The 21786-nt window shown below is 63.3% G+C and carries 23 protein-coding genes; 9 read left to right on the top strand and 14 right to left on the bottom strand.

The window, feature by feature from the left end; genetic code table 11:
• The first annotated feature begins 48 nt into the window (after positions 1-48).
• Entirely contained in the window at positions 49-534 is a 486-nt protein-coding gene (locus J2J99_RS05100) for a peroxiredoxin (RefSeq protein ID WP_168302323.1), read from the top strand.
• Between the two features lie 400 nt (positions 535-934).
• Here the strand turns inward: J2J99_RS05100 and J2J99_RS34675 are convergent, their stop codons facing one another.
• Complete coding sequence (locus J2J99_RS34675) at positions 935-1189, bottom strand: hypothetical protein (protein ID WP_425526057.1); 255 nt, start codon at positions 1187-1189, stop codon at positions 935-937.
• A gap of 226 nt (positions 1190-1415) precedes the next feature.
• Between J2J99_RS34675 and J2J99_RS34445 the strand changes: the two genes are divergently transcribed.
• The 4 genes from J2J99_RS34445 to J2J99_RS05115 are packed head-to-tail and all read left to right on the top strand — an operon-like array spanning position 1416 to position 4081.
• On the top strand, positions 1416-1544 hold the full coding sequence (locus tag J2J99_RS34445; RefSeq protein ID WP_281410861.1) for a hypothetical protein: 129 nt from the start codon (positions 1416-1418) through the stop codon (positions 1542-1544).
• Complete coding sequence (locus J2J99_RS05105; protein ID WP_168302322.1) at positions 1541-2293, top strand: metal ABC transporter ATP-binding protein; 753 nt, start codon at positions 1541-1543, stop codon at positions 2291-2293. Before J2J99_RS34445 ends, J2J99_RS05105 begins: the two co-directional genes overlap by 4 nt.
• Complete coding sequence (locus J2J99_RS05110) at positions 2290-3162, top strand: metal ABC transporter permease (RefSeq protein WP_168302321.1); 873 nt, start codon at positions 2290-2292, stop codon at positions 3160-3162. Before J2J99_RS05105 ends, J2J99_RS05110 begins: the two co-directional genes overlap by 4 nt.
• 16 nt (positions 3163-3178) lie before the next feature.
• Positions 3179-4081, top strand: a complete 903-nt coding sequence (locus J2J99_RS05115; protein WP_168302320.1) for a metal ABC transporter solute-binding protein, Zn/Mn family — start codon at positions 3179-3181, stop codon at positions 4079-4081.
• Between the two features lie 48 nt (positions 4082-4129).
• Here J2J99_RS05115 and J2J99_RS05120 read toward each other — a convergent pair whose 3' ends face one another.
• The 7 genes from J2J99_RS05120 to thrC all read right to left on the bottom strand — a co-directional run bounded on the left by J2J99_RS05120 (position 4130) and on the right by thrC (position 11996).
• Positions 4130-4714, bottom strand: coding sequence for a cation efflux transmembrane domain-containing protein (locus J2J99_RS05120; protein ID WP_168302319.1), 585 nt, complete (start codon positions 4712-4714; stop codon positions 4130-4132).
• Between the two features lie 69 nt (positions 4715-4783).
• Positions 4784-5092, bottom strand: coding sequence for a Dabb family protein (locus J2J99_RS05125; RefSeq protein WP_168302318.1), 309 nt, complete (start codon positions 5090-5092; stop codon positions 4784-4786).
• Between the two features lie 91 nt (positions 5093-5183).
• Entirely contained in the window at positions 5184-5603 is a 420-nt protein-coding gene (locus J2J99_RS05130; protein WP_168302317.1) for a hypothetical protein, read from the bottom strand.
• A gap of 117 nt (positions 5604-5720) precedes the next feature.
• Positions 5721-8633 carry a sensor domain-containing phosphodiesterase gene (locus J2J99_RS05135; RefSeq protein ID WP_207600949.1) on the bottom strand — a complete coding sequence of 971 codons (2913 nt, stop codon included), beginning with the start codon at positions 8631-8633 and terminating at the stop codon, positions 5721-5723.
• On the bottom strand, positions 8630-9244 hold the full coding sequence (locus J2J99_RS05140; RefSeq protein ID WP_168301872.1) for a GNAT family N-acetyltransferase: 615 nt from the start codon (positions 9242-9244) through the stop codon (positions 8630-8632). Before J2J99_RS05140 ends, J2J99_RS05135 begins: the two co-directional genes overlap by 4 nt.
• 28 nt (positions 9245-9272) lie before the next feature.
• On the bottom strand, positions 9273-10568 hold the full coding sequence (locus J2J99_RS05145; protein WP_168301871.1) for a M16 family metallopeptidase: 1296 nt from the start codon (positions 10566-10568) through the stop codon (positions 9273-9275).
• A gap of 3 nt (positions 10569-10571) precedes the next feature.
• The gene (thrC, locus tag J2J99_RS05150) at positions 10572-11996 is read right to left on the bottom strand and encodes a threonine synthase (RefSeq protein ID WP_168301870.1); all 1425 of its coding nucleotides are present in this window, start codon (positions 11994-11996) and stop codon (positions 10572-10574) included.
• A 2-nt stretch (positions 11997-11998) separates the two neighbouring features.
• On the opposite strand from thrC, the gene J2J99_RS05155 reads away from it, so the two are divergent.
• Together J2J99_RS05155 and J2J99_RS05160 are read left to right on the top strand one after the other, a co-directional pair.
• Positions 11999-12202, top strand: coding sequence for a hypothetical protein (locus J2J99_RS05155; RefSeq protein ID WP_168301869.1), 204 nt, complete (start codon positions 11999-12001; stop codon positions 12200-12202).
• Positions 12203-12258: 56 nt separating this feature from the next.
• Positions 12259-12906: a hypothetical protein gene (locus tag J2J99_RS05160; RefSeq protein ID WP_207600968.1), complete on the top strand. Its 648-nt coding sequence runs from the start codon at positions 12259-12261 to the stop codon at positions 12904-12906.
• Positions 12907-13247: 341 nt separating this feature from the next.
• Here the strand turns inward: J2J99_RS05160 and J2J99_RS05165 are convergent, their stop codons facing one another.
• The 5 genes from J2J99_RS05165 to J2J99_RS05185 all read right to left on the bottom strand — a co-directional run bounded on the left by J2J99_RS05165 (position 13248) and on the right by J2J99_RS05185 (position 16597).
• Positions 13248-13937 (bottom strand): HAD family hydrolase, encoded by a 690-nt coding sequence (locus J2J99_RS05165; RefSeq protein WP_168301868.1) that lies wholly within the window; start codon positions 13935-13937, stop codon positions 13248-13250.
• A gap of 194 nt (positions 13938-14131) precedes the next feature.
• On the bottom strand, positions 14132-14581 hold the full coding sequence (locus tag J2J99_RS05170) for a hypothetical protein (RefSeq protein ID WP_168301867.1): 450 nt from the start codon (positions 14579-14581) through the stop codon (positions 14132-14134).
• A 9-nt stretch (positions 14582-14590) separates the two neighbouring features.
• The gene (locus J2J99_RS05175; protein ID WP_168301866.1) at positions 14591-14935 is read right to left on the bottom strand and encodes a hypothetical protein; all 345 of its coding nucleotides are present in this window, start codon (positions 14933-14935) and stop codon (positions 14591-14593) included.
• A gap of 54 nt (positions 14936-14989) precedes the next feature.
• The gene (locus tag J2J99_RS05180) at positions 14990-15562 is read right to left on the bottom strand and encodes a hypothetical protein (protein WP_168301865.1); all 573 of its coding nucleotides are present in this window, start codon (positions 15560-15562) and stop codon (positions 14990-14992) included.
• Between the two features lie 90 nt (positions 15563-15652).
• Positions 15653-16597, bottom strand: coding sequence for a MarR family transcriptional regulator (locus J2J99_RS05185; RefSeq protein ID WP_168301864.1), 945 nt, complete (start codon positions 16595-16597; stop codon positions 15653-15655).
• Between the two features lie 107 nt (positions 16598-16704).
• Between J2J99_RS05185 and J2J99_RS05190 the strand changes: the two genes are divergently transcribed.
• Together J2J99_RS05190 and J2J99_RS05195 are read left to right on the top strand one after the other, a co-directional pair.
• The gene (locus J2J99_RS05190) at positions 16705-20322 is read left to right on the top strand and encodes an autotransporter domain-containing protein (protein WP_168301863.1); all 3618 of its coding nucleotides are present in this window, start codon (positions 16705-16707) and stop codon (positions 20320-20322) included.
• Between the two features lie 323 nt (positions 20323-20645).
• The gene (locus J2J99_RS05195; protein WP_168301862.1) at positions 20646-20870 is read left to right on the top strand and encodes a hypothetical protein; all 225 of its coding nucleotides are present in this window, start codon (positions 20646-20648) and stop codon (positions 20868-20870) included.
• 204 nt (positions 20871-21074) lie between these two features.
• On the opposite strand, the gene J2J99_RS05200 is transcribed toward J2J99_RS05195, so the two are convergent.
• On the bottom strand, positions 21075-21758 hold the full coding sequence (locus tag J2J99_RS05200) for an ArsR/SmtB family transcription factor (protein WP_168301861.1): 684 nt from the start codon (positions 21756-21758) through the stop codon (positions 21075-21077).
• Positions 21759-21786: the final 28 nt, after the last annotated feature.

Raw genomic sequence — 21786 nt, forward strand, 5'->3', positions numbered from 1 at the left:
CGCCGCCAGCTGGAACCCCAATAAGCCCGAACCCCGAGGAGAAAACCCATGACCATCGCGATCGGCGACAAGCTTCCTGCCGCCACTTTCAAGGAAAAGACCGCCGACGGCCCGGTCGAAATCACCACCGAGCAGCTCTTTGCCGGCAAGCGCGTCGTGCTCTTTGCCGTTCCCGGCGCCTTCACGCCCACCTGCTCGCTGAACCATCTGCCGGGTTACCTCGAAAACCGCGACACCATCCTCGGCAAGGGCGTCGACGACATCGCCGTTCTCGCCGTCAACGACTGGCACGTCATGGGCGCCTGGGCGCAATCCTCCGGCGGCTTTGGCAAGATCCACTTCCTCGCCGATTGGGACGCCGGCTTCACCAAGGCCGTCGGCCTCGACGCCGACCTCTCCGCCGGCGGCCTCGGCCTGCGCTCCAAGCGCTATTCGATGCTGGTCGAAGACGGCGTCGTCAAAGCGCTCAACGTCGAGGAAAGCCCCGGCCAGGCCACGGTCTCGGGTGCGGCCGCGATGCTGGAACTGCTTTGAGATTTCGATAGGACGGCACCGCCGGCTGGTCTGGCAGCAACGTGCCACCAACCTCCGTCATCCCAGGCCCAGAGCTGGGATCCATACCCGGTGCCGGCAGAGGCCAGCCTGGGTCCTCGGGTCAGGCCCGAGGACGACGGAGGATGGGGTGCGCTCCGTGGCAAACCCAACGAGTCAATAGCAGCGGCGTTGCGCCTCCTGCCAATGACCCTCCCCCAACTCCGTCATCCAGGCCCTCAGCCTGGGATCCATACCCGGTGCCGGCGGAGGCCAGCCTGGGCCCTCGGGTCAAGCCCGAAGACGACTGAGGGTGGGGTGCGCTCGGTGGCAAACCCAACGGGGGTGATTCAATAGAACCTTTCCGGGTTAGATTGAAGCATTCTGCCGGAGCAGGTTTTCGTCAGTGCAAAGGCGATTGGCGAAGGGCATACCCCAAAGTACGTCCGAGCCGATCGCCTTTGATCCTGGCTAGAGATGCCCGGCCCACCGGCCGCACCGCTTCGCCGTGGTTAAGCGATAAGTGCGTCCGGCGATTCTGGAGTCTTGCAGATTTGCCGAGCAAATCTGCGGGAGGGTTGGCCGAAACGGGCCGGCTGATCGACCGGCCGGCTTGGCCGTAGGGCTGGGCTACGACGCGCGCCGGCCGGTCGACCATCCGACTCCGCTTGAGCCGAGAGAATGCTTCAATCTAGCCCGGAAAGGCTCTAGCAGCGGCGTTACTCCTCCTGCTAATCACTCTCCCCGAAACTCCGTCGTTCCGGGTCTTGAGCCTACGATACACTACCGATCAGCCTGTGACAGAAAAGCCCGCCATCTCGCCTCAATCTCGCCGCAATCGTTATAACATAACGAGTAATGTTATTACATTTTCAGGATGACCCATGCACCCGAGCCCCGATCGCCCCTTCATCAGCCTGCTGGGACAATCGGCCTTATCCAGGATGATCGGCATCTCGGTGATCATTTCCGGGCTCTGGCTTGTCATTGGCTGGGCGGTTCTGCTGCCATGACGCCGTCGATGGTCCGTCTCGACGACCTTACCGTCGCCTATGATCGCCACCCCGCCGTCCATCATGTCTCCGGCGCCTTTGCGCCGGGCAGTCTGACGGCGATTGCCGGGCCGAATGGGGCGGGCAAGTCGACGCTTTTGAAGGCGATCATGGGCGAGCTTCGGCCGGCCGAAGGCAGGGTCGAGCACCGGCTGGCACGCGCGGAATTCGGTTATCTCCCGCAGGTGGCCGAGATCGATCGGCGCTTTCCGATTTCGGTCATCGACACCGTCATGCTCGGCGCCTGGAAGAGCAGGGGCGCCTTCGGCCGTATGGCACCCGCCGATGTGAAAAAGGCGGGCGAGGCGCTTGCCGCTGTCGGCCTCGACGGTTTCGGCAGGCGCCATGTCGGATCGCTCTCGGCCGGCCAGTTCCAGCGCGTGCTCTTTGCGCGCCTGCTCTTGCAGGATGCCGACGTCATCCTGCTCGATGAGCCGTTTACCGCTATCGATGCCCGCACGACCCGGGATCTCCTCGATATCGTTTCCCGCTGGCACGGCGAGGGCCGCACCGTCATCGCCGTGCTGCATGATTTCGAGCTCGTCCGGACACATTTCCCTCAGACCCTGCTGCTTGCCCGCGAGCTCGTGGGCTGGGGGCCGACCGGCGATGTCATGTCCTCTGCCAATCTGATGAAGGCCCGCGCCATGGCCGAGCGCTGGGATGAGGATGCGGCGGCCTGCGTCCCGCAAGAGGCGCCGGCGGCATGACGGCTTACGATCTCTTCCTCGCGCCCTTCGCCGATTTCGGTTTCATGCGTCGCGCCCTTGTCGCCTGCCTCTGCCTCGGACTCGGCTCGGGGCCGATCGGCGTCTTCCTGATGCTGCGGCGCATGAGCCTGATGGGCGATGCCATGAGCCATGCAGTGCTGCCGGGGGCGGCGATCGGTTATCTCGTCGCCGGCTCGCTGTCGCTGACGGCGATGGGGCTCGGCGGCCTCATCGCCGGCCTGTCGGTGGCGCTGCTGTCCGGCGCCGTCAGCCGGATGACCGTGCTGCGCGAGGATGCAAGCTTTGCCAGCTTCTATCTCGCCTCGTTGGCACTCGGCGTGCTGATCGTCTCGTTGCGCGGGTCGAATATCGATCTCTTGCACGTGCTCTTCGGTACGATCCTGGCGATCGATGCGCCGGCGCTCTATCAGATCGGCGCGATCACCTCGCTGACGCTCGTCATCCTCGCCGCCATCTACCGGCCGCTGGTGGCCGAATGCTTCGACCCCGGCTTCCTGCGCGCCGTCGGCGGGCGCGGGCCGGTCTATCACGTGCTCTTCCTGCTACTTGTGGTACTGAACCTCGTCGCCAGCTTCCAGGCGCTCGGCACGCTGATGGCGGTCGGCCTGATGATGCTGCCGGCGGCCGTCGCCCAGCTCTGGTCGCGCAGTCTGCCTGTCATGATGCTGATCGCGACCGTCAGTGCGGCCACCTCCGGCTATCTCGGCCTGATCGCTTCGTACCATCTCGAGCTCGCCTCCGGCCCGACGATCATCATGACGGCAGCGCTGTTTTACGCCTTCTCAATCCTCTTCGCGCCTTCCGGCATCGCCCGGCGCCTCTTTCCCCGCCCGCATCTGAAGGGCTGATTTCAAGGAGACTTCGATGATATCGCGCAGACTGCTTCTCTCCGTCGCCGCACTTTCCGCGCTGATGGCGCTCTCGGCCGCTCCGGCTTCGGCCGAAACGCTGAAGGTTGTGGCGTCCTTCACCGTGCTTGCCGATGTCGTGAAACAGGTTGGCGGCGACCATGTTCATGTCACAAGCCTCGTCGGCCCGAATGGCGATCCCCATGAATTCGAGCCGTCGCCGGCCGATGCCAAGAATCTGAAGGCGGCCGAAGTCACCTTCGTCAGTGGCGAGGGGTTGGAAGGCTGGATGGACCGGCTGATCACCGCCTCAGGCTACAAGGGCAAGCCGGTGACGGTTTCCGAAGGCATCAGCACCCGCACCATGGAAGAGGACGGCAAGACCATCACCGATCCGCATGTTTGGAACAGCCCTGTGAACGTCAAGGTCTGGGTCGCCAATATCGAAAAGGCACTGTCATCAGCGGACCCCGCCGACGCCGCCGCGTTCAAGGCCAATGCCGAGAAATACACCCGGAAGCTGGACGAGCTTAACGCCTATGCCCATTCGAAATTCGACGCGATCGCCGATGACCGCCGCAAGGTGCTGACGAGCCACGACGCCTTCGGTTATTTCGGCCGCGAATACAAGGTGAGCTTCCTGGCGCCGCTCGGTCTCTCCACCGAGAGCGAAGCCTCGGCCGCCGACGTCGCCAAGCTGATCGACCAGATCAAGAGCGAGCATGTGAAGGCCTATTTCTTCGAAAATTCCAATGATCCGCGCCTGGTCAAGCAGGTCGCCAAGGCAACGGGCGCCGAGCCCGGCGGCGAGCTCTATGTCGAATCGCTCTCCGACGCCAAGGGACCGGCGCCGACCTATGAAAAGATGTTCCGCTACAATGTCGACCAGCTCGCCACGGCCATGGCGAAATCGAGCTGAGCCCCGCCGCCCGCGCCTTCGCCGAAGGCGCGGGCGATATCGCCGGAATCAGGGTGCGGTCAGATGCTCCTGGCGGGCAGCGGTCCAGACCTCCCGGGCCGAGTCGAGATTCATGGCTGCGATGGCGAGCCCGACGATCAGGTCGGGCCATGCCGAGCTCCAGAGAAAGGCTGTGATCAGTCCCGCGCCGACGATCGCGATATTGGCGATTGCATCGTTGCGGGCCGACAGGAAGGCCGCTTTCGTCAGGCTTCCGCCATGACGGCGGAAGCGGGCGAGCAACAGGGCGCAGCTCAGATTGACGATAAGCGCCCCGAAGCCGGTGAGGGAAAGCGCGAAGGGCTCGGGCGCGACTGGCAGGGTGAATTTCTGCGAGGCGGTCCAGAGCGTGGCGATGCCCGGCGCAAGCAGGATCACGGCAAGCGCGATGCCGGTGCGTGCGCGCGACCGCGCAGACCAGCCGAGCGCCATGAGTATCAGCAGATTGACCGAGGCGTCTTCGAGGAAATCGACCGAATCGGCAAATAGCGAGACCGACCCGATCGACAGCGCAACCGCGAACTCGATCCCGAAATAGCCAAGATTTGCGAGTGCGACGATCATGACTACGCGCCCAAGAGCGGTACTCTGCATCTCACATCAACCTTTCGCTAAATCTGCCGGAGAACCGGTGAACGTTGGGGCACACCGGCTTGCCCGCTCTCACAGCTTGAGGTCGAAGACCAGGATCCCGGCGAGGCCTCCGTCCGTCGAGGAGACGATGCGCTCGCCGACGACCACGTGGTCGGGATGGACGAGATAGGCGTCGCGGGCCTCGGCACTGTCGAAGGTCACGGCAAAACCGTCAACGAAGCCGCCATGCAGCCCTTCGGGCGAAACATTCGGCCCGTATTTGATGTCCACGATGCCGGGAACGACCTGCTTCAGCGCAACGATGGCGTCGAAAAGCGCCTGCTTCTCATCATTCGTCATTGCCGCTTTCAACCGCAGGAATACGCAGTGCAGGATCATGGTGGTCCTCCCGATTTTGTGTCGGCAGCATAGCCGCGAAAGCCGGCAGGGCAATGGGATTTATTTTCACGCAGGCTGCCGGCAGGAGAAGTTACATCTGATCGCCCGGCGCCAGCTCGCGCTGGTAGATCTTGCGGACCAATTCGCCCGCAAGAGCGCGGGCTTCATCCTTCTGTGCCGGCGTCATCGGCCGGCAGGTGTTTCGGAGGTTGGAGCGGTCGAGCACTGTCGCGGCGCCGGAATCGAGAATCACGAGGTGCCAGCTGCAGGAGGCGACCCTGTCGACGGCGATGGCGCCGTGGCAGCCGGTAGACAGGCAGAAGGCCACGGTCTGCTGTCCGGCATGATCCCCCTTCTGCGCCAGCGCCAGCGCCTTCTTGAACTCTTCGGACCACCGCTCGCAATGCGCCTTCCCCGGTGTGCAGGCTTTGGTGACGGGATAGATGTCGGTGGCCTGAACCGGCGCGACGAGAAGGGCGCTGACCGAAAGGGCGAGCAGAAACTTGAGCATCGAATTATCCTTGTGCAATAAGAGAGAGGCGCACATCAGCGCTCATTGGTCAACGGCCGTTCAAGGGTGCGGAGCGCGCGCCGGACGCGGGAAACCGGTAAAGTCGGTCGCCTCCGCTTAGGCCCGTTTCGTCAGCGGAAACCGGTCGCGAAGCAGCCGCAGCACCGAGTCCGACGGCATCGGCGGGCCGAACAGATAGCTCTGGCCGTAGCTGCAGCCCATCTTGGCGAGTTCGATCGCATCCTCGTTGGATTCGATGCCCTCGGCCACCACCTTCATCTCGAGCTCGCGCGCCATTGATATCACCGAGCGGAGCACGGTCGCCTTCTTGTCGCTGCTGTCGCGCACCAACGCCTTGTCGAGCTTGATAGTGTCGAAGGGGAAGCGGGTGAGATAGGCAAGCGACGAATAGCCGGTGCCGAAATCGTCGAGCGCCAGGCCGATGCCGGACTCCTTCAGCTTCTGCAGCACCAGGCGGGCCTGTTCCGGATTTTCCATCACCATGGATTCCGTCAGTTCCAGCTTGAGCCGCGAGGGCGCGCAATGGGTCTTGGCGAGAACCGAACGCACGTCGTCATAGAGCTCGTTGTTGAGCAGCTGCACGCTCGACAGGTTGATCGACACGAAGATCGGCAGTTCGCCGGTCTGGTTCTGCCAGCTCATCAGATCGTTGGTCGCCTGTTCCAGCGCGAACATGCCGAGCGGGCCGATGAGATCGGAGGCCTCGGCGATCGGAATGAATTCCGACGGCGGGATATTGCCGCGCTTCGGATGCTCCCAGCGCATCAGCGCCTCGAAGCCGGCGACCTCGACATCTTCCAGCCGGGCGATCGGCTGGTAGACCATCGACAATTCCCTGCGTTCGATGGCGCGGCGCAGATCGGTCTCGATCTGCAGCCGGTCGGTGCCGAAATCGCGGAAGGCCGGCTGGAACGGCTCGACGCGGTTGCCGCCGGCCCGCTTCGCCCGGTACATGGCAAGCTCGGCGTCGCTGAGCAGGCCGCTGGCGCTCTCCTGCCGGTCCACCCAGGAGGCGAGCCCGATCGACGCCGTCAGAATGACCTCGCGGTTGGAAAAGTTGATCGGCACCATGATCGCCTTGCTGACCGCATCGGCGAAATCGGCGACCTTGGCCGGATTGTGCTCGGACACCAGGATCAGCCCGAACTGGTCGCCGGCAAGCCGTGCCAGCGTGTCCTGCGGCTTCATCAGGCGGCGCAGGCGCCGGGTCAGGGCGATGAGAATGTTGTCGCCGGCCGCAACGCCGAGCGCATCATTGACCAGCTTGTAGCGGTCGATATCGATCACCATCACCGTCGGGCGCAGCGTCTCGCCGCCGGGCGCCAGCGCCAGCACCGCCTGCAGCCGGTCGAGGAAGACCTGCCGGTTCGGCAGGCCGGTCAGATTGTCGTGCAGCGCATCCTGCAGCAGCCGCTCGACGGAATTCTTCTGCTCGGTGACGTCGACGATGGTGCCGACGCAGCGGATGATTTCGCCGTTGGAGCCGAGCACCGGCCGGGCGCGGATCAGCAGCCAGTGGAAATGCCCGTCCTCGGCGCGGATGCGGAATTCATGATTGAGCCGGCCGCGCCGGTGTTCGAGCAGCACGTCGAGCGTGGCGCGGAAGCGGTCGCGGTCGTCAGGGTGCAGCCGCGGCAGCCAGTTGCGCGCCGCCCCGTGCATGGCGCCGGGCGAGAGGCCGAGCTTGACCGAGACGTCGGGGATGGTGACGACGCGGTCGCGCGCCACGTCCCAGTCCCACACCATGTCGCCGGAGCCGGTCAGCGCCAGCGATTGCCGCTCGAGATCGGAAAACAGCCCCTGCTGGAAAGCGCCGCCGGCAAAGGCGTGCTGCATGACGGTGAAGCCGATCAGCAGCACGATCAGCACGAGGCCGCCGCCGAGCGCCGGCTGGATGATGTCGTTGTCGAGCCGGCCTGTGACCGTCAGCCACGCCCCGAACAGCCAGACGAGCGTCAGCGCCCAGGCCGGCACCAGCAGGATGGCGCGGTCGTAGCGGTTGAAGCCGAGATAGATGATCAACAGCAGGCCCGTCGCCGCCGTCAGGGCGAAGGACAGCCTGGCGATGCCGGCGGCGATCGACGGATCGTAGATCGCCACGCCGAAAAGCAGGGCAAGGCCGAGCACCCAGGCGAGCGTGGCGTAACCGAGATGCGCATGCCAGCGATTGAGGTTCAGATAGGTGAAGAGGAAGATGACGAAACTCGAGGCCAGCGCCACTTCAGCGCAGGCGCGCCATATTCGCTGGTCGGCCGAGGCGACGCTGATCAGCTTGCCGAGAAAGCCGAAGTCGACGCAGATATAGCCGAGCACCGCCCAGGCGAGTGCCGCCGTCGCCGGCAGCATCGAGGTGCCCTTGACGACGAAGAGGATGGTCAGAAACACGGCGAGCAGGCCGGCAATGCCGAGCACGATGCCGCGATAGAGCGTGAAGGCGTTGATCGTATCCTTGTAGGCGTTCGGCTCCCAGAGATAGATCTGCGGCAGCTCCGGCGTCGACAGCTCGGCGACGAAGGTGATGACGGCGCCGGGGTTCAGCGTGATGCGGAAGACGTCGGCCTCGTCGCTCGGTTGCCGGTCGAGCGCAAACCCTTCGCTCGGCGTGATCGCCATGATGCGCTGCGAGCCGAGATCCGGCCAGAACAGCTTGGAATTGACCAGGCGGAAATGCGGCGCGACGATGACACGCTCCAGCTGCTCCTCCGAGACATTGGCAAGGGCAAACACCGCCCAGTCGCCCTGATGGTTTTCCGAGCTCGCCCGGACCTCGATGCGCCGGCGGATGCCGTCGGCGCCGGCGGCCGTCGAAACCTGGAAGGCCTCGCCCTGGTTGGCGTAGATCTCGGTGGTCGCGGTGAGGTCGAGCGCCGTATCGTCACGGGAAATCTTCACCGGTTCGGCCGCCCGGGCAAGACCCGCCGAAAGGGCGAAGGCCGCCAGGAAAAGGGCTGCGATCACCGCGATCACTCGTCCGGACGGTGACTTGGGCAGCATGCGGTCTCTGGTCATCGGCTGTCGGTTATCCTGCCTTTATCCGTATCGGTGGCGAGCCGTGAAAACATCACATGATCGTGCCACTGACCGTTGATCTTCAAATATCCGCGCAGATAGCCTTCCCGCTGAAACCCGGCCTTTTCAAGCAGACGCATGCTGCGCGCGTTATCTGGAATACAGGCTGCTTCGATACGGTGCAACTCAAGCCCGGTGAAGATATAAGGAATAACCATTTGAAGGGCGGCGAACATATGCCCCTGGCCGGCATGGCGTTCGCCCATCCAGTAGCCGATCATGCAGCTTTGTGCCGCACCCCGCCTGATATAGCCGATGGTGATGCCGCCGACGAGGGTGCGGTTCTCCTTGAGGAAAATGAACAGCGGAATCGCCTGGCCGGAGGCATATTCCTGCTTGCCGCGGATGACGCGGGCGCGGTAGGCGCCCTCCGTCAACTCGTCGCGCCGCCAGGTCGGCTCCCAGGGTTCGAGGAACCTGCGGCTTTCGGACCGCAGCCGGTGCCACTGGTTGAAATCCTGGTAGCGCGGCAGGCGTAAGAGGTACTTGTCGTTTTCCAGCTCGACCGCATCCGGCTGCCGCGACAGGAACCGAAACACCGATTTTGGCATCGATCACTCCCGGCAGACGGACGTCGGCTCAGCTGGCCTGCATCGTCTTCGGCGCCGGTACCGAAAGCGAGGCGATGATGTCTTCCATCGGCGCGAGCTGTTCCAGCGGCCCGATCGCCGAAAGTGTCGGCACCGTGTCGTAGAACAGCCGGCCGGCGAGATCGGTCAGGCGCTCGATGGTGATGCCTTCCAGCCGTTCCATCATCTCCGGATTGGAGATCGGCCGGCCGTAGAGCATCATCTGCCTCGCGATCTGGCCGGCGCGGGCAGCCGGACTTTCCTGGCCCATCAGCAGCTGGGCGCGGATTTGGGCGCGGGCGCGCTCGATTTCTTTCTGGTGGATCTCGTTGGCAGATTTGTGCAGTTCGTCGACGATCACGGGCACCAGCTCCGGCAGGTTTTCGCCGCCGGTCGCGGCATGAATGCCGAAGATGCCGGTGTCTGAAAAACCCCAATGGAAGGCATAGACGGAATAACAGAGGCCGCGGAATTCGCGCACTTCCTGGAACAGCCGCGAGGACATGCCGCCGCCGAGGATATTGGCGAGGATCTGCGAGCAGTAGAAATCGCGGGCGTGGTAGGGCTTGCCCTCGAAGCCGAGCAGGATCTGCGCATCCATCAGGTCGCGCGGTTCGCGCACGCTTCCGCCGATATAGCGCGCCGCTTCCATGACCGGCGGGGCGGATGGCGAAGTCGGCAGGCTGGCGAAGCGATCCTCGACCATGCGCAGGAATTCTTCATGATCGACGGCGCCGGTCGCCACCACGAACATCCGGTCGGTCGTGTAGTTCCGGCCGAGATAGGTGCGGATCTGCTGCGGCGTGAAGGAAACGACGGTCTGCGGCGTGCCGAGGATTGCCCGGCCGAGCGTCTGGTCGCGATAGGCGGCCTCGGAGAAGCGGTCGAACACCACGTCGTCGGGCGTGTCGTTGGCGGCGTTGATCTCCTGCAGGATCACCTGCTTCTCGCGCTCCAGTTCCTCCTCCTCAAAGGCCGATTCCGTCAGGATGTCGGCGAGGATATCGACGGCGAGGGGCACATGATCCTTCAGCACGCGAGCATAATAGGAGGTCGTCTCGGTCGAGGTGGCGGCGTTGACTTCGCCGCCCACATCCTCGATCTCCTCGGCGATCTCACGGGCGCTGCGGCGCGCCGTGCCCTTGAAGGCCATGTGTTCGAGCAGGTGGGCGATGCCGTGCTCGTCTTCCGTCTCGTTGCGCGATCCCGATTTGATCCAGACACCGAGCGCAACGCTTTCAAGGTGCGGCATGGTTTCTGTGACTACTGTCAGCCCGGATTTCAGCCGGGTGCACTCAACTGTCATTGGCTATCTTTCTGCGCCTGCCGTCGTCTTGCCGCGGGCGTGTTTGCCGATAAAGGTTTCAACGGCTTTCAGCTCCGGTGCGATGATCTGGAAACGCTCCTCCCTTTGCATCAGATCAGCAAGCCACGTCGGAAGCGCCGGGTCAATACCGCAGGCCGATTTTACGGCAACCGGAAATTTCGCCGGATGTGCAGTCGCAAGCGTCACCATCGGCGTATTCTGCTTTTCCTTCTTGGCTGCGACGAAGACGCCGATCGCCGAATGCGGATCGAGGAGATAGCCGGTTTGCGCATAGGTCTTGCGGATCGTCTCGGCGACCTGCTTTTCGCTGGCGCGCCCGGCCCGGAAGTCGCGGCGGATAGCCTTCAGCGCTTGCCCGCCGATCTCGAAACCATTGGATTGCTTGAGGCTTTCCATGGCCGCGCGCACCTTCGAGGCATCGCGCCCATAGGCTTCGAACAGCAGCCGTTCGAAATTCGAGGAGATCTGGATGTCCATCGACGGCGAGCTCGTCGCCTTGACCGCCTTCATGTCGTAGCGGCCGGTCTTCAGCGTGCGCGTGAGAATGTCGTTCTCGTTGGTGGCGATGACCAGCCGGTCGATCGGCAGGCCCATGCGCTTGGCGCAGTAGCCGGCGAAGATATCGCCGAAATTGCCGGTCGGCACGGTGAAGGAGATCTTCCGGTCCGGCCCGCCGAGCGCCACCGCCGTGGTGAAATAATAGACGATCTGGGCCATGATGCGCGCCCAGTTGATCGAGTTGACGCCCGACAGGCTGACCCTGTCGCGGAATGCCGCGTCGTTGAACATCGCCTTGACGAGATTCTGGCAGTCGTCGAAATTGCCTTCGACGGCGAGCGCATGCACATTGGCGGCCGTCGAGGTCGTCATCTGCCGCTGCTGCACCGGCGAGACCTTGCCGTGCGGGAAGAGGATGAAGATGTCGGTGCGCTCGCGGCCGGCGAAAGCGTCGATCGCCGCCCCGCCGGTATCGCCCGAGGTGGCGCCGACGATCGTCGCCCGTTCGCCTCGCTTTTCCAGCGCATAATCCATCAGCCTGGCGAGCAGTTGCATCGCCACGTCCTTGAAGGCGAGCGTCGTGCCGTGGAAGAGCTCCATGACGAAGCTGTTCGGCCCGGTCTGGACGAGCGGCGCGATCGCCGGATGGCGGAAGGTGGCATAAGCCTCGTCGATCATCGCCCGGAAGGTCGCCGCAGGGATTTCGCCGTTGGTGAAGGGCGACAGAATGGTGAAGGCGATCTCCTGATAGGTCTTGCCCCTGAGCGCGCGGATCTCTTTCTTCGAAAACTGCGGCCACTCACGGGGAACATAGAGCCCGCCATCGCGCGCCAGTCCCGTCAGCAGGGCGTCGCAAAAGCCGAGGGCAGGGGCCTCGCCGCGGGTCGAGATATAATCCACGTTGGTCATCCTTGATCTATCGCTGGAAGAAATTTGGCCGGGCCGAGCCGGGGCCCGCTCCGCCGGAAACCGGCAAGGGGCTGCCTTCAGGCCACACCATTGCCGTTATCTTGTTGAAGTTGCCCGCATCCGGCGGCGAAAAGTGCATCAAAACGGCGCGTACCCAATCGATTTTTGTTTGCGCCGCTGATATAGACCATCGCAAACCGTCGTGAAAGGCCTCGTGAAAAAGACTGAGGCCTCCAAGAAACGCTTGTGCAAAGGGTGGAACATAGTGCTCGGCAAGGTCTCGCGTCTTATCATCTCCACTTCTTTCGTTGCCCTTCTTGCCGGCTGCAACTCGCTCGGCATCGGCGGCGACAACAAGCCTGAGGCGGCGCCAACCCAGCCGAACGGCACGGCCCAGATCATGCCGCTGGCGCCGGCCAATCCATCATCGAACAACCCCTCGATCGGCACGGCCAAGACGGCGCAGGGGACCGTCGCCCCGGTCGTCCAGGGCGCCTGCCCGCAGATCTTCCTGCGCGACGAGGATGCGATCTTCCGCACCTATGCCAAGGGCAAGAAGGATGATCCGCAGCAGATCGTCTTCCAGGCCTCCTTCGGCGATTACACCCGCCAGTGCACGTTGAACGACACGAGTCTGACGATGACCGTCGTCGCCCAGTTGCGGCTCATCACCGGCCCGGCCGGCAACCCCGGCCCGGTGACGCTGCCGATCCGCGTCACCATCCTCGATGGTCAGAACGTGCTCTATTCCGAGGTCACCAAGTTCCCGACCGAAATTCCGGCGGGTGCACCGGGCACGCAGGTCATCTTCCGCAAGGAAGGCATCAAGATGCCGGCCGGCGCCGGCGCGCTGGTGCGGGTCAACGTCGGCTTCGACACCCAGACGGCCAAGAGCAAGAAGAACAGCTGATATTTCGGCAAGACGCGGTCTGGCGCGCGGCTATCCGGGCGCTTACCCGCGGGCGTAATGGCGCGGCGGCTTCGCAGCCGCGATGAAGCGACGGCAAAAGCGGCGGTCCTCAAGCCGCGGCGCCGTGCATTGGCGAGAGCGCCAACCCCACTCCGTCATCCCCTGGGCTTGACCCTGGGAATTCACGACCAAGCACTCGGCTTCACAAATGTCCCTGCCGGATGCCGTGCCTCTTCACGCGGCGCCAGCAGCATGGATCCCAGGGTCAAGCCCTGGGATGACGGAGGAGAGGTGGTGCCGGGAGCGCGTCGGGCTCAGCAGCCGCGCGAATGGCCCAGGTCTTAAAGCACGCCTTCCCAGGCAGCCAGCGCGGCGACGACGCCCGGCAGGTCGTTCATCCGGGAGATCACCGTTTCGGCGCCGGCATCCGTCAGCTTGTCGGCATGGGCGGGATAGCTGTGCGAGGCGCCGGTAAAGCCGATGACGCGCATGCCGGCGGCGCGCGCCGCATGCACGCCGTGCACGGAATCCTCGACCACGACAGTCCTGTCGGGCGAGATACCCATCCGGCTTGCGCCGTGCAGGAAGATGTCGGGCTTCGGCTTGACGCGGTCGGGGCCGAGCTCCTTGGCGGAGAAGATGTTGGGCGAAAACAGCGGCTTCAGACCTACCTTGGTGAGCATCATGTCGAGCCGCTTCGTGCTCGAATTCGAGCAGATGCAGCGCTTCATCGTCAGTCTGGAAACGGCGAATTCGACGCCCGATATGGCCTTGACGTCATTTGCCAGCCTGATGTCGAGCAACTGCTCCGACTTATCAAGCAGCGAGGCCGACAGCGGGATGCTCGCCTCGCGCTCGATCTGCAGCAGGATATTGTGCCACGTCATGCCGGCGAAACGTTCGCCCATTTCCTCGGCGCCGATCGGATATCCGGCTTCCGTCAACAGCGCGGATTCCACTTCCGCGGCGATGACTTCGGAATCGACGAGAACGCCGTCGCAATCGAAGATGATGAGATCGAAGCCGTCCATATGTTCACGCCTTGCTGGAAATCTGGGTCTTGTCAGGGGGCGTTGCGGCTTTACACGATGGCCGGCCAAAGCTCAACCTGATCTCAAGCATGGCTGCGATGCGGCAGGCGACCGGCTGCCTGGCGGCATGCCGGTGATGCGATCGCTGAAGGGAAGGGGCCCGCCATCGTTCATGCATGGCGAGCCCTGGTTAATTACTGTTGTTCCGGCAGGATGATCTTGCTGCGGGTCGTATTCTTGACGGGCTTCTCGCCGGGAACATGCGACATGGTGCGGGTCGTGCTCTGCAGCGCGTCGCCATCGGTGCTGGTCTTGGTGCGGGACTTGCTGAAGGTCCCCTTGTCGACCGCCTGGGCCTTGGTCTGCGCCTTGAGCTTGTCGCCATTATTGTCGTTGATGTGCGTCTTGCTTTGCGCCTTGCCGTCGGTGGTGGCCGCACTTCCCCCCGATCCGATCGAGGAGGTCGTGCCGCCATCGGTGCGGCAGGCGCCGGCCGTTCCGACCGAGCCTGCCGAGGTGCCTCCGGCCGAAGCGCTTCCGGCGGTTCCGACCGTTCCGGCCGCATTGCATTCCTCCGCAAGGCCGGCCGAAGACGAGGCAAGCAGCGCGATCGAGGCGGCTGCGATGAGGTGGATAGGTTTCATTGCCGTCTCCTATTTCGCAGGTTTCGTCACCGAACAGGTTCCATCGGAACGTTTGGTGATGACGGTGCCGTCGGGCCGGGTAACGCTGGCGGTCGAATAGCTGTCGACGCTTCCCGAATTTGCCGAGGAGCCGGCGGAGGCCGATGACGAGGTAGAGCCGGCCGAACCGCTCCCGGTCGTGGTCGACGAGGACACATGCCCGTTACCGGCGGTGACGGTGGTGGACATGTCGCCCGACTGGGACTGAACGACGGTGCACGTCGTTCCGTCGTCGAGCTTGATTTCCTCGGCCATGGTCTGCCCGCCGACCGCCACAAGCGACGCCGTCAATGCGATTGTCGGAAGTCTGGTCATTGCTTTCATCTCCAAGGGGTTTGGCCGGCGCCACGGAGGCGCCGGCCGACATCGTCAGCAGCCTTTGGTGCCGGCGGCGTCCTTCTTGACCTGGCCGGGCGCGCAGCCCTTCTTGCCCTTGTTGTCGTGCGAGCTGCCGGCGGCGCTGCTGCCGGTGCCGACGGTGCTGCCGGTCTTGTCTCCGTCAGCGGACGAAGCGCCGGTTCCAACACTCGAGGCCGAATTGGCATCGCCCGAACCCGCAGCGGAGCCACCGGTTCCGACCGAGCTGCTGGACGTGCCGCCGCCGGCCGATGAGCCACCGGTGCCGAGCGTCGAAGCAGAGCCCGAGCCGGACCCCGAACCAGCGGCGCTACCGCCGGTGCCGACGGAGCTGCTGGATGTGCCGCCGCCAGCCGACGAGCCGCCGGTGCCGAGCGTCGAGGACGAGCCGGAATTGCAATTGGTCGTGCCGGCAGGGCAGGTGCCGCCGGCAGAGCTGCCACCAGTACCGACGGTGCTGCTCGCAGTTCCGCCGCCGGCCGACGAACCGCCGGTGCCGACCGTGCTCGACGATTGCGCAAAACCGGAAACAGCCGTGCCGGCCAGAAGAGCCGCCGCCAATGCCAGATGTGTTGCCTTCATCATGATAATTCCTCCGTTGTTTGAAATTGACTGCCGTAGCGGGCAGCTGGTTTTCAAACGACGGTTTTATCCGTCTGTTCCGGATTTGGGCCCTCAGTCGGATAAGGCATCGGACTTTTGGACGATAGCGCCGGCGGGTATCGCAGCACCGCTCGTTTTGCCGGCGATCGCCAAGACAAGGCGGCGATAATGCGCCATCTGCCCGGCCACCCAAGTCTCGAACTGAAGAAACGTATCGTCGGGCATCAGCGCCAGCTCGCCACCCGGAGAGACGCAGTACCAGCCTTTCTCGGCCGCCTCGTCGAGAATATTGCTGATATGCTGACGAGAGACGTCGAAGCGCTCGGCAAGAGCCCGGTAGGTCAGGCTCCCGGCGATTCCTCCGCCTTGGCGTTGGCGCAGGGCTGCGGCCATGACGGCGCAAAATACAAGGTGGCCGGCGTCTCTTTCGCTGTGGCGGACGATGATCGGAAAGGGGCCGAACAGGTCATCCTTCACCGTGTAGCGTTCGGCAGAAAGCGCCAGCCAGTGCGCCAGCAGGGTCTCATCCCCAGCAAGATCGTCCGTCCGGATCGGCAGGGGAGGTGCGACCACTTCCGCGGCGCTCAGAATGGCAAGCGGTGATTGGCCGATCTCCCGCATCAATTCCAGGCTGGGTTTGAGGACTTGCGTTCGGCGGTCGGTCTCGAGCGATGTTGCAGTGACGAGGCCGCGGTCGCGCAATCCGCTGATAAACGCAGCTATCTGGCGCGGGCTGCCGGGCGTTGACCGTTGAAGAAGCGCAAGCGACGGCGCCGGGCCGCGCGACTGAAGCCACTGAACATGAAGGCAGATCAGAATGAAAGAGACGAGATAGCGCTGCTTCTGGGCAAATAGTTTGTTCGCCGGCAACACCTTCGGCACGCGTGCAATCATTGCCTCGCAATAGGACAGCACCGCGACGCTATAGGAGGGATGGCGCATCAAGCGGGCCGCCTCGACCCACAGAGTGTCCGCGGCGAAGTCATTCACTCCGGCATAGAGGCGTGTCTCGCTCATGTTTCTTTCGTCTGCTTACTGATCAATGCAAAGTTTAGACTCTGCCATTGGCGGGAGGCGGTTTATACAGCCTTCGCGTTTATTTTTCTTCAATAAAGTTGATTTTGATGAAAGCACAGGGCCGTATCTCAGTTCACTTCGCCGTTGCCGGTTCCGCCTTTATTACACTCTTTCTTTCAGCCGTTACCGCGCAAAGCGATCCCTTGCTCGATTCCTATGTCGAGATCAGCAACGGCGGCGAGTTGGGAACGGATCAGGTCGACATGTCGACGGGTGGATGGATCAGATCCGTGGGAGCCGGAACCGTCAGCCTGGTGCCGGAAATGGATATTATGGACGGCGCCGTTGTGCGTTTCTCCGCCATTGCCGGCAGTGATCTGAATCTCAGGCTTTATCGGGCCGGGAGGGGCGCGGAACTTCATTTCGGCGGCGCCGGCGACACCGGCACCGTCACGCTTGCGGATAACTTCTTCTCGGGCTCAAACCAGGACGTGTATGTCGATTCCGGCACGCTGCTGGTCCCGGGGGACGGTCAAGGGGCACTGCTCCGCGCCACCACGACAACTGTTGCATCCGGCGCAACCATCGACCTCGGGACGCACAGCGATTGGATAGCCTCTCTTGCCGGCAGCGGCACCATCCGCCTCGACAATGCTAATCTTGAGATCCGAGACTTCACATTCAATGGAACGATCGACGGCGCAAACAGTGTGACCTTCAGCCGGGGCGGAAACTGGCAGGGCAGGTTCCTCGGCGTCGGCGAAGTCGCGCTCTCCGCCAACCGGACCCTAAACATTATCGATGCCGCCACCGCAGCAAATCTTTCAACCCTCGATGCGCTTCGCTTGTCCTCAGGATCGGTCTTCGACCTTAGAATGTATGACGCCTCGCTCAACAGCCTGTACGGCGCAGGCCTGATCGGCACGACTGAAAGCCTCTCGATCGGATCCGGAAATTATTCCGGGGGCATCATCGCGAGCCGCGGGCTGACGATTTCCGGGGACTTCCTATGGTCGGGCGTCTCGCAAGGGGCCCTGTCGATCGACGTGCTTTCCGGCGCGACACTAAGCGCCGATGGCGGCAAGGTGTTCGGGGGTCTTGCGGACATCAATGTCGATGGGACGCTGGCTATCAAGACAAGTGAAGCTGTCGATGCACTAACCGGTGGTGGCAGTGTCGACGTCGCCGGCAATGCCGTTCTTTCCGTTGGTGCCGACAACAGCTCGGCCACCTTCGACGGTGTGATATCGGGTGACGGCGGTCTGACCAAAGCCGGCACCGGCACCGTCACGCTCAGCAGCCGCCAGTCCTTTACAGGTGTAACGACCATCTCAGCCGGCACATTGCAGTTGATGTCGGCCAATGCGCTTTCCACCTCTTCTGGACTCTTCATGAATAACGGCACCCAATTGGATATGGGCGGCTTCAACCAGGCCGTTGCGAGCCTATCCGGCGGCGGCGACATTCTGCTCGGCAGTGCAAGCCTATCCCTCGGCGCTTCCGGCGGGAGCGGATCGTTCGGCGGAGTCATATCCGGCAGCGGGTCCGTTACAAAGTCGGGCACCGGCACTTTTGGGCTATTTGGACCCAACAGTTTTTCCGGAGCCATGAATGTACTGGGAGGAACCCTCTTTGTGTCCTCATCCGCATCTCTCGGCGATGGCAGCGCGACCAATACGCTCACCCTCGATGGCGCGACGCTGCAGACATTCGGAGCCGTTTCGTCTCCCGCCGCCCGCGGCGTGGTTATTGGAAGCGCCGGCGGCACCGTCAATACGAGCGGCAATGCGGTGACATTTGCCGGCAGCGTATCGGGCACCGGACGGCTGAGCAAGACCGGCGCGGGCACGCTGACCCTTTCGGGCAATAATACGCGGTCGGGGGATACGGACGTCGAGCAAGGGCGGCTATCCCTCCGGAACGGCAACGCATTGGCCGACGACGGCCGCGTGACCATTGCCGACCTCGCTGCCACCGGGCTCGACGTCGAGACGTCCGAGACCATCGGCTCGCTCGCCGGCGGCGGCTCGTCGGGTGGAGACGTGAACCTATCGAATGCGGCGACGCTTAACGTCGGGGGCGACGACAGTTCCACCACTTTCGCCGGGTCGATCGCCGGCGACGGCAGTCTCGTCAAGACCGGCGCGGGCCTGTTTCGCCTGACCGGCAATAGCAGCTATACCGGCGACACGGATGTGCTTGACGGCACGCTGTCGGTCAATGGCAGCCTGGCTGGCGCAGTCAACGTCGGTTCCGGCGCAAGACTTCAGGGAACCGGCAGCGTCGGCAGGACCTCGCTTGCAGCAAACAGCGTCCTTGCTCCCGGAAATTCGATCGGTACCCTGACGGTCGCCGGAGATCTGAACCTCGATCCAAGCAGCGTGTTCGAAGTCGAGATCGGCAGCACCGGGCTGAGCGACAGGGTGAACGTCACCGGTACCGCCTTCCTGAACGGTGCCGAGGTTCGGACAATCCTTTGGGATCCCGCAGTCAGCTACGTCAATGGCCAGTCCTACACGATCGTCTCTGCCGGCGCCGTCTCGGGCACCTTCGGCGATCTGGAGATCGATTCTGCCTTCCTGAAGTCTTTCCTCAGCTATTCCGCCACCGACGTAACCCTGACCCTGCGCACCGTGCTGAGCCCCGGTTCTCTGTTTCCGAGCGCCGCCCTCACGTATAATCAGCAACAGTCGGCTTATGGCCTCGACTTCCTCGATCAGACGAGCGGCTCCAGCAGCCTCGCGCTCTACAATGCGATCCTTTATAGCGACAGGGCAGAAGCAAGGGATGCATTCGACCAGCTCTCCGGCGAAATCCACGCATCGCTGCAAAATGGCCTTTTCAGCGAAGCCGATGACGTGCGCAACGCGGTTTATGACCGGCTGGACGAGGCGTTTGCGACCGGCGGCAAGGCATGGACGAGCGCCTATGGCAATGTCGCCTGGCTGAAGGGTGACGGAAACGCCTCGAGCGCGACGACAGCGCGCGGCGGCGCGCTCTATGGCGTCGACTGGGTGATCGACGATCGTTCGATCGGCGTGTTCGCAGGCGTCGGTCAATCCTCTTTCGAGATCCCCGACCTCGGCTCCACGGCCAATATCGACAGCGTGCATCTTGGCCTCTATGCCGCGCAGCGGTTCGGCGGACTGCAGGTCAGATTCGGGGCGTCGAACAGCTGGCACGACATCGAAACGCGCCGCGACATCGCCTTTGACGCTTTTTCCGACAGTCAGACGGCAAGTTATCACGGCAGCACCGCCCAGATTTTCTCGGAGGCGTCATACGATTTCGGCCTCTCCCGTGACCTGATTGTGGCCCCGTTCGGCAGATTGGACTATGCAATCGGCCAGCGCGACAACTTCCACGAGGACGGCGGCGCAGCCTCCCTTTCGGGCGAGAGCGCACGGGAAGATCTGTTTGCGACGACTGTGGGGCTACGGACGAAACGACAGGCTTCGATCGCCGGAAAGAGTGTCACCACTGGTTTTGATGTCGCCTGGAGACGGATCGCCGATCAGGATACGCCGCTCGCCGCTCTGGCATTCGAAAATGGCGGCAGTTTCGTCGTGAAAGGGCTGCGCAATGCCGAAAACAGCGTCGTTGCGGGCGGATCCGTGACATTGCAGCTGACGGAGGCAGCGGCCGCTTCCCTGTCGTACCGAGGACAATTCGGCGATGGCCTCAACCGCCACAGCGCCAATGCCCGGTTGGACGTCAGATTCTAGAGCATGAGTGTGAGCGATTTTCGGACGACATCATGCTCTAACTGTTTAAGGATTCAAATCTAAGGCCCACCCGGCCTTAAATCATCCTGTTCTAGCGAGGCGCTTTCGCATCCGGAGCGGATGGATAGCTGCTTGGCGAACGTCGGTTAAACCTCACTGTTTCTCTCCTAAGCCTCGGTCGGATAATCCCCGAATTTGGCCTATCCGATCGCGATCGGCCGGCGGCGAAGAAATTTGCAACGCACTTCTGTGGCGGCGCGACACGAGCAGCATTGCCAATTCAAGGGCTTGATCCTAATTTGGGCGACAAGGGGAGAGGGACCATGAGGCTGTCAGCTCTTATTCCATCAGCGGCTGCCGCAGCGCTGCTATTGGCCTTCACATCCGATGCCGCCGCTAAAGGCGGAAAGCACCACAATCACAGAAGCTGTGCACAGCTGCAGGCGATGATGGATCATGGTTTGACCGGCGGCAAACATGCCGACGATGGCGTCGAAAGGAAGGCAAAGATCGAAAAGAAGATGAGGAAGAAAGGCTGCCAGGGGTGATGAAGCCGCAAACGGCCTCGCGTGCCAGCAAAGGACGCCGGATGGGAGCCCGCGCTCGTGCCGAATGCGAACATGGCTCGACCGGAGCGGGCGCGCAGGGGTGGCAACTCAAGCGAGACGAGTGACGGATATGCCCGACGGTCGGTTCGGCGCCTTCATCACCTGCGCCTCTATGCTGGCAGGGTTTTGCAGATCTGCACCCGTCTATCCAGCCGGAAAAAGCAATAGAAATTGCCGGTCGCCTTCCGGGGTAAAGAGGATCGAGCGGCTTTCCGCCGTGCGCCGCGCCCAGCCCTTGTCGAGGAAGCTTGAGAGCAGCGCCTTGCCGAGGCTGCCGGCGAGGTGCGCCCGCCTTTCGCTCCAGTCGAGGCAGGAGCGGCAGAGCGGCCGGCGCGACGATCTGAGATCGCCGACATCGATGCCGATGCCTTTGAGATCGTTTTCGCCCTTTTCGGTCAGCGCCAGGCCGTCTCCGATCGCGTCGATCGCGCCTGAGGCAATCAGGCTGTCGAGCATGCGCACGCCGTAATCGCCGGCCAGATGATCGTAGCAGATGCGCGCCTTGCGCAGCGCCGGCTCCTTCGGCCCTGGCCGGTGGCGCAGATGCCCGCGCCCGGCGGCAAAACCCATCATGCTTTCGATCAGCCGGGCGGCCGCCTCGTCGGCGAGCGTGAAATAACGGTGGCGCCCCTGCTTGCGCTGGGCCAGCAGCCCGCCGGCTTCGAGCTTGGCGAGATGGGTGCTGGCCGTCTGCACGGTGATGCCGCCGACGCCGGCAAGCTCGGTCGCCGTCAGCGCCTGCCCGCCGGTCAGCGCCGCCAGCATGTTGGCCCGCGCCGGATCGCCGATCAGCGCACCGATCTGTGCAATGTCAGGGCCTTCCTTCATACTTCGATCGTAACCGAAGCATCGCCGT

The organism is Rhizobium binae (assembly GCF_017357225.1).
In the GTDB taxonomy this organism is placed as follows: Bacteria; Pseudomonadota; Alphaproteobacteria; order Rhizobiales; family Rhizobiaceae; genus Rhizobium; species Rhizobium binae.